The following is a 7,092-nucleotide window of genomic DNA, read 5'->3' as shown; positions in this document are numbered from 1 at the left end:
GTCCGGTTCTTAAGCAATCCCAGATCGGCTGCATCGTCATAGTACACGTTGACCATTTCCTACCTCCAGACTTATCTCAGGCTCCGGCCGCAATCGGCTGCGACATGCCAGAGCCAGGTTTCAATTCCGCCGCTACGGCCCTGCGTTTCACCGCCAACCAGTATATGAGGGGCACGAGCGGCCACAGACACAAGACCCCCGCCAACCACAGGAAGCGCCGTATCGAGAACACATCCGAGTCGCCGAAACCGCGCGAGTACGCATCAAGCGCCATCCATCCGCCGAACCACAGATAGCAGACGGCATAGAGCGTATACAGCACCCGGATGACGGAAGGAATCCCTAGTTGCTCCGCCCCCTTCTGCAGTTCCCGGCCATCTGCAAACGACGGCACGGCAAGCCACAGCACGTACCCCGCTAGCCACACGCTCCAGAGCACGGCCAGGCAGTCAGCCACGAGCCGCTTCGTTTCGAGCGCCCGCCGCGTGGACATGCGCGCGACGAGCCCGTTCCAAAGGCGTCTCACGGCCGACGTCACGATGCTGCCCCTCAGCTCTTGCGATCCGCTGGTTGCGCGGCCCAGCGCCACGCCCGGCCGGCCGCCAGGCCGTACACCAGGCCGGCGACGGCGAATATCCCCAGGTTGACCAACAGCGCCTTGACGCTGTCGAGGCCGAACCGCGCGACGATGCCGTTATAGACCGCCCACAGCACGTAGACCAGCGCGCCGGCCACCGTAACGAGAGATCCCACCGCGAGGCCGGGCCGGCGCCGACGTGGTAGCGCTGCCGCGGCGGCGCACCCGAGGACGCCAACCGCGATCAGGGCAATCGCCGCCCCGCGGACAATCGCCTCGGCCTGCTGCGGGGAAACGAGTTCGTGCATGGCATCACCTGCGCCCGCGCGACATGAAAACCAGGGCCGCGACGACGATGCCGATCAGGATCAACACGATCGCGGGCCGGCTCAGGTTGATTTCAGGCACCTGTCCGGCGATGGACTGGATCAACTGCCCCCCGCCGTACACGGCGAAGAAGTAGCCGAGGACAAGCCCGATCGCCAATATCACGAGGTCTCTCGCCAGACCGCCGCGCATCATGCACCTCCACAGGGCGCAAAGCCTATCCCGAAAGCGGCTGAGGTCGTCCCGAGCGGCTCGGCATCGCGTTGGGACGGCCTCCCGGTCAGACCCCACGGGTCTGCTGGAAAGGACATCAGCCCTCACGCCCCCCGCAGCGCGCTCACGTCGGCTTCGCGCCGCGCACGAGCACCACCTTGCCCGTGCGCACCATCTCGACGATCCTTTGTCTGCCCAAGAGGTTCTCCAGCGCGCTTATCTTCTCCTCGTCGCCGGTGACCTCGATGGTCAGCGTGTCGTCGCCGACATCAACGATATTGGCGCGAAAGATGCTCGCCACCTGCATGATCTCCGCGCGGTCCTGCGGGCGCGCCTTGACCTTCATCAGTGCCAGTTCGCGCGACACCACAGCGTCGCCGGTGTGGTCGAGCACCTTGATGACGTCCATCAGCTTGTACAGCTGCTTTTGGATCTGCTCCAGCACCCACTCCGGCCCCGCAACTACGATCGTCATGCGCGAAATCGTCGCGTCCTCCGTCGTGCTGACGGCGAGGCTCTCGATATTGAACCCACGGCGGGCAAACAGCCCGGCGCACCGGGCGAGCACGCCGGGACGGTTCTCCACGAGCACTGAAATAGTATGTCGCATCTCTCCCTCCGACTCCGCGGCCCTGCACGCCGCGGCGCAATCCGGCCCGGGCGGCCTGTCAGTCAATCATCATCTGGTCAATCGAGCCGCCCGCGGGAACCATCGGCATCACGTTCTCCTCGCGACAAACGCGGAAGTCAATTAGGCACGGCTTCCTGCGTAGGCGCATCGCCTTGCGTAGCGCCGGGCGCACCTCGTCATCTTTGTCGACCCGTATGCCCACCGCCCCGTAGGCCTCCGCCAGCTTCACAAAGTCCGGCATGCCGGCCGCGAGATCCACGCACGAGTAGCGCTTGCCGAAGAACAGCTCCTGCCACTGGCGCACCATGCCGAGATAGCCGTTGTTGAGGATCGCGACCTTGACCGGCAGCTCGTTGGCCACCGCCGTGCCTAGTTCCTGGATGTTCATCTGGATGCTGCCGTCGCCGGCGATATCCCACACCACGGCGTCGGGACACGCGATTTGCGCGCCGATCGCCGCGGGGAACCCGTACCCCATCGTCCCCAGGCCCCCCGACGACAGGAACTGCCGCGGACGCTTGCACGGGTAGAATTGCGCCGCCCACATCTGGTTCTGACCCACCTCAGTGGTGATGATCGCGTCGCCGTTCGTGATGTCGTAGATCTGCTCCACGATCATCTGCGGCTTCAGCCCGTCGCCTTTGTAGGACAGCGGATAGCGCTGCTTCCATTCCGCGATGAGGGTCATCCACTCCGAGCGGTCTTGCTTCTCCAGCCGCTTGAGGAGCGCCGCGAGCACCTGCTTCACGTCACCCACGATGGGCACCGTCGGCTTCACGCTCTTGCCGATCTCCGCCGGGTCAATGTCTATATGCACGAACTTCGAGTTCGGCGCGAAAGTCTCCAACTTGCCGGTCACGCGGTCGTCGAAGCGCATGCCGATCGCGATGATCACGTCCGCCCCGTTGAGCGCGTAGTTCGCATACGCCGTCCCGTGCATGCCCGGCATGCCGAGCGCGAGGGCGTCGCGCTCGGGGAAGACGCCCTTGCCCATCAGCGTCGTCGTCACCGGCGCATTGATCAGCTCGGCCAATTTGCGCAGCTCATCCGCCGCGTCGGAGGCGACCGCGCCACCGCCGGCGATGATAACGGGCCGCTCGGCGCTCGCAATGAGTTCCGCCGCTCGCTTGATCATGAGCGAGTGCCCCTTGGCCTGCGGCTGATAGCTGCGCAGCTCTGCCTTGTCCGGGTACTCGAAATCGAGCTCCGCCTGGCTCACGTCGCGCGGCAGGTCAATCAGCACCGGGCCGCGCCGACCGGTGGACGCGATGTAAAAGGCCTCCTTGATGACGCGCGGGAGCTCGCGCACGTCCTTGACCAGGTAGTTGTGCTTGGTGATGGGCATGGTGATGCCGGTGATATCGGCCTCCTGAAAGGAGTCGCGCCCGATCGCCGGCGTCGGCACCTGTCCTGTGATGGCGACCACCGGGATGGAATCCATGTACGCCGTCGCCAGGCCGGTGACGAGATTCGTCGCACCCGGGCCGGAGGTAGCCAGGCACACCCCGACCTTGCCCGTCGCCCGCGCGTATCCATCGGCGGCATGCGCCGCCCCCTGCTCGTGTCTTACGAGCACGTGCCTGATGGCCTTCTCGTGATAGAGCGCGTCCGAGATGGGCAGCACCACCCCGCCGGGATAGCCGAAGATCACATCCACGCCCTCTTGCTTGAAAGCCTCCAACAGCGCCTGAGCGCCTGTCATTTTCATTGATTACTCCCTCCTCGCGGGGCTTCGCCCTCCGCCGATAGCACCGCGCCCGACGCGGCCGACGTCACCAGCCGCGCGTACCGCGCGAGCCAACCCGTCCCGACCTTCGGTTCCGGCGGCCGCCACGACTTCCGCCGCCGCTCCATCTCATCTTCCGCCACCAGCAGGTCAATCGTCCGCGCGTCGAGGTCTATCGCTATCTCGTCCCCCTCCTGCACGACTGCGATTGGCCCGCCGGACATGGCCTCGGGCGAGACGTGTCCGGCCGACAACCCGATCGTCGCGCCCGAGAACCGCCCGTCGGTCAGCAGCGCGACCGATTCGCCCATCCCCGCGCCGGTAATGAGGGACGTCGGGTAAAGCATCTCGCGCATCCCCGGCCCGCCGCGTGGGCCCTCGTAGCGGACGACGACGACATCACCCGGGTTGATCTTCCCCTCGAGAATCGCCTCCGTGGTCGCCTCCTCGCTGTCGAAGACGCGCGCCGGCCCCCGGAACTTGCGCATCTTATCGCTCACTGCCGACTGCTTCACAACCGACCCCTCAGGCGCCAGGTTGCCACGCAGGATAGCCATGCCGCCTTGCGCGTGGTACGGCCTGTCGAGCGGTCGGATCACTTCCTCATCGCGCACTTGGGCGTGCTCCGCCACGGCGACGATATCCTTGCCACCGACCGTCGGGTTCGCTTCGAGTGACTCGCGTAGAACGTGCAATACCGCCGCCACGCCTCCCGCGTCGTCAAGATCCTCCATGAAGTGCTTGCCGCCCGGCAACATGTCGGTCACATGCGGCGTCTCGCGGCTGATGCGGTCAAACCAATCCAGGTCGAAATCAATGCCCGCCTCATGCGCGATCGCCGGGAGGTGCAACACCGTATTCGTCGAGCCGCCGAGCGCATTGTCCACGCGGATCGCGTTGCGCAATGCTGCAGCGGTCATGATCGAGCGCGGCGTCACGTTCCCGGCGATCAGCTCAACCGCGCGCTTCCCAGTTTCGTACGCCAGGCGCCGCTTCTCGGCCGACACCGCCAGGGCTGTGCCGCAATCGGTCAGGCTCATGCCCATCGCCTCGGTCAGGCAGGCCATTGTGTTCGCGGTGTACAACCCCTGGCACGAGCCCGCGCCGGGACACGCGCAGTACTCGCGCTCCGCCAGGTCGCCCTCGGCGATCTCGCCCTTCTTCAACTGCGCGACGGCGTAGTACGTCTCGCCGTAGGACACCCTGTCGCCCCGATAGCGGCCGGCGAGCATCGGGCCGGCGGTGAGCACGATTGAAGGTATGTTGAGCCTCGCCGCCGCCATTAGCATGCCCGGGGTGATCTTGTCGCAGTTCGTGAGCAGCACCAGGCCGTCGAACGCATGCCCCTCTGCCATCGATTCGACGGAGTCGGCGATCAGCTCGCGCGACGCCAGCGAGTAGTGCATGCCCTTGTGACCCATGGCGATGCCGTCGCAGATCGCGGGCAAACCGAAGAAGAACGCGGCGCCGCCGCCCGCGTAGATGCCGCGCTCGACGTGCCGTTCAAGGTCGCGCATGGCGACGTGACCGGGAACAACGTCGGTGAAGCTCGTCGCGACACCCACGAACGGGCGATCCATCTCCTCGCGAGTCAAGCCGCACGCGTAGAGCAGCGAGCGGTGCGGCGCTCGCTCCATTCCCTTCTTGATCACATCGCTGCGCATGACGCTATCCTTCCCATGTGTCCTGCCCGTCGCCGCGATCACTCACACCCCAACGGGGCTGCCTACGGTCAACCGGGCCCTGTATGATAACATAAAACGCCTCTCATCCATATTGGGACGAGAGGCGCTAGACCTGCGTGGTACCACCCAACTTGAGGCGTCAAGACAGCCGACGCCTCTTCTCGCTGCGCTCTAACGGGCGCACCCGGCGCGCCCTACGCGACCGCAGACTTAAGCGATCGCCTCGGGCGCGCGGCTCCGGGGCGACGTTCGGCGACCGCACGGGGCCGGCTTTCACCTCACCCGGCTCTCTGCACCCGGCGCTGCCGCCTACTCCTCCCCTTCCACGCCGTTTGGGAAGCCTGATTCCACGCAGATTATACCATGCCCAGTCGCATCGGGTCAAACGAGCGGCAGAGCAGCGACGGATCTCCCGGCTTTCGCAGATAACGTGCGCCGCCCGGGACTGCATAGGACCTGCGCTGCTGGCGTACCCGTTGCTGCCTGTGGTCGTAAAGAAGCTTTGCCGGAACCGGATCGCGGCAGGGGCAGCTACGCTGATGTGGAACTCGGCTTGACTAGGAGTGTGCCGGCGCGCCCGCGGGGATGACGGTCTTCCTGAGCACTGGCGCGCCCACCACGTACCAGGAGCGTGGCGCGAAAATGCGCAGATCCTTCAGCCTCCCCCAGATAGTGGGGATCGTTCAGATTTCCTCGGACGGCAGGACGAAACTGAGCAAAGCCGTCAGGCGATACCTCGGGCTGTCAGACGGCCGCAGACTCTTCCTTGACCTGGGAGACGAGATCATATTGACCGCGAGACGGGGCAAACGGAGCGAACTGCTTGTCGAGGCGGGGGACCGCATGTCCCTGCCCGAGGCGGCGTTGAGGACGCTCAGGATAGACGGCAAGTCACTTGTCGGACTGGTTGAGCGGGAGAAGGCCCTTGCCGTCAAGCGTCTTGAGATCACTGAACGAGAAGCACGAAGGGCCAGGGCGAGCGACCTTGAGACGTCCCATGAGATCGTGAGAAGGGCCGAGACCAACCCCATGCCTGATACCCTCCTGTCGGAGCTGAGGCGGCAGCACGAGGCCAGCGCGCTGAGACATCACGTGATGGACTTCCTGGCCGGCAGGCAGACGCTGGAGGCATGGAGAGCACGGAGGCTCCTCGATCGGGCTGAGCGGTCAGACGGCGCGTTGAGGAAGTCACTCCTAGAGGAGCGACTGGCTCGCCAGCACGAGAACGGATCCTGGGAGGGCCGCGTAACGGCCACGGCACGCAACCTGAGGGAACTGGCCGACCTCGGGATGACACGGAATGCCCTCGGGATACGGCGAGCCGTCGAGTGGCTGATGCGCAGGCCGGAGTCAGACCACAATCCAGGGATGTTCTTCCTGGCCGATGAACTCGTGGCGGAGCAGGCGAGCATCGTCAATCGTCGGCAGCACGGAGACAGGGTCCGGTTCAGAGAGGTCAAGGCGCGGGAGGTGAAGCTGGTCATGGTCGCCGACGACCTCCTGATGAGGCCGTGCGGGCCCCGGCTCATGTGGCCCAATGCCTTGGCTCTCGAAGCCCTTCTGCGCCTCGGGTATGAGAAGCACGAGCGCGTGCAGCGGGCCCTGGGCACTATGCTGCGGGAATGGTGCGAGTGTGGATACCAGCACGGTTTCAGCGACTGGCGGCGAAAGGATCCGCTCGATACGGAGGACATCGAGGCGGTCGAGAGGGACTGCGTCCGCGAGTTCCGCTACGGCGGCCTGAAGAGCCTAAGCGAACTCGAACACGCCGATATGTCGCACACGCCCTTCCGGTTCCCCAGGATAGCGCACAAGGCGACGGCGCGCGGCGACGAGTACCTGCTCGAAATGCCGACTCACCTGCAGGGATGCGAGGTCATCACGACGAGGGCCATGAGCTCAGTGAAGAACGTGAAGATCAGGAAGTTCGCCG

General features: G+C 65.3%; 7 protein-coding genes and 1 other annotated feature. Of the genes, 1 reads left to right on the top strand and 6 read right to left on the bottom strand.

Annotated features, from left to right (window positions below; translation table 11 throughout):
- Positions 1–76 precede the first annotated feature (76 nt).
- The 6 genes from JSV65_13785 to ilvD all read right to left on the bottom strand — a co-directional run bounded on the left by JSV65_13785 (position 77) and on the right by ilvD (position 5,138).
- On the bottom strand, positions 77–526 hold the full coding sequence (locus tag JSV65_13785; protein ID UCH33626.1) for a hypothetical protein: 450 nt from the start codon (positions 524–526) through the stop codon (positions 77–79).
- Between the two features lie 23 nt (positions 527–549).
- The gene (locus tag JSV65_13780; protein UCH33625.1) at positions 550–885 is read right to left on the bottom strand and encodes a hypothetical protein; all 336 of its coding nucleotides are present in this window, start codon (positions 883–885) and stop codon (positions 550–552) included.
- Positions 886–889: 4 nt separating this feature from the next.
- On the bottom strand, positions 890–1,099 hold the full coding sequence (locus JSV65_13775) for a hypothetical protein (GenBank protein ID UCH33624.1): 210 nt from the start codon (positions 1,097–1,099) through the stop codon (positions 890–892).
- Between the two features lie 142 nt (positions 1,100–1,241).
- Positions 1,242–1,727: an acetolactate synthase small subunit gene (ilvN, locus tag JSV65_13770; GenBank protein UCH33623.1), complete on the bottom strand. Its 486-nt coding sequence runs from the start codon at positions 1,725–1,727 to the stop codon at positions 1,242–1,244.
- 58 nt (positions 1,728–1,785) lie between these two features.
- Complete coding sequence (gene ilvB, locus JSV65_13765; protein ID UCH33622.1) at positions 1,786–3,456, bottom strand: biosynthetic-type acetolactate synthase large subunit; 1,671 nt, start codon at positions 3,454–3,456, stop codon at positions 1,786–1,788.
- Positions 3,453–5,138, bottom strand: coding sequence for a dihydroxy-acid dehydratase (ilvD, locus tag JSV65_13760; protein ID UCH33621.1), 1,686 nt, complete (start codon positions 5,136–5,138; stop codon positions 3,453–3,455). Before ilvD ends, ilvB begins: the two co-directional genes overlap by 4 nt.
- Positions 5,139–5,248: 110 nt before the next feature.
- Positions 5,249–5,494, bottom strand: a binding site (T-box leader).
- A 250-nt stretch (positions 5,495–5,744) separates the two neighbouring features.
- On the opposite strand from ilvD, the gene JSV65_13755 reads away from it, so the two are divergent.
- Positions 5,745–7,092: hypothetical protein (locus JSV65_13755; GenBank protein ID UCH33620.1), on the top strand; the 1,348-nt coding region annotated here is incomplete at its 3' end.

The organism is Armatimonadota bacterium, assembly GCA_020354555.1.
Classification (GTDB): domain Bacteria; phylum Armatimonadota; class Hebobacteria.
Note: the sequence above shows the minus strand (reverse complement) of the source record. Positions and strands in the feature narration are given on the sequence as shown.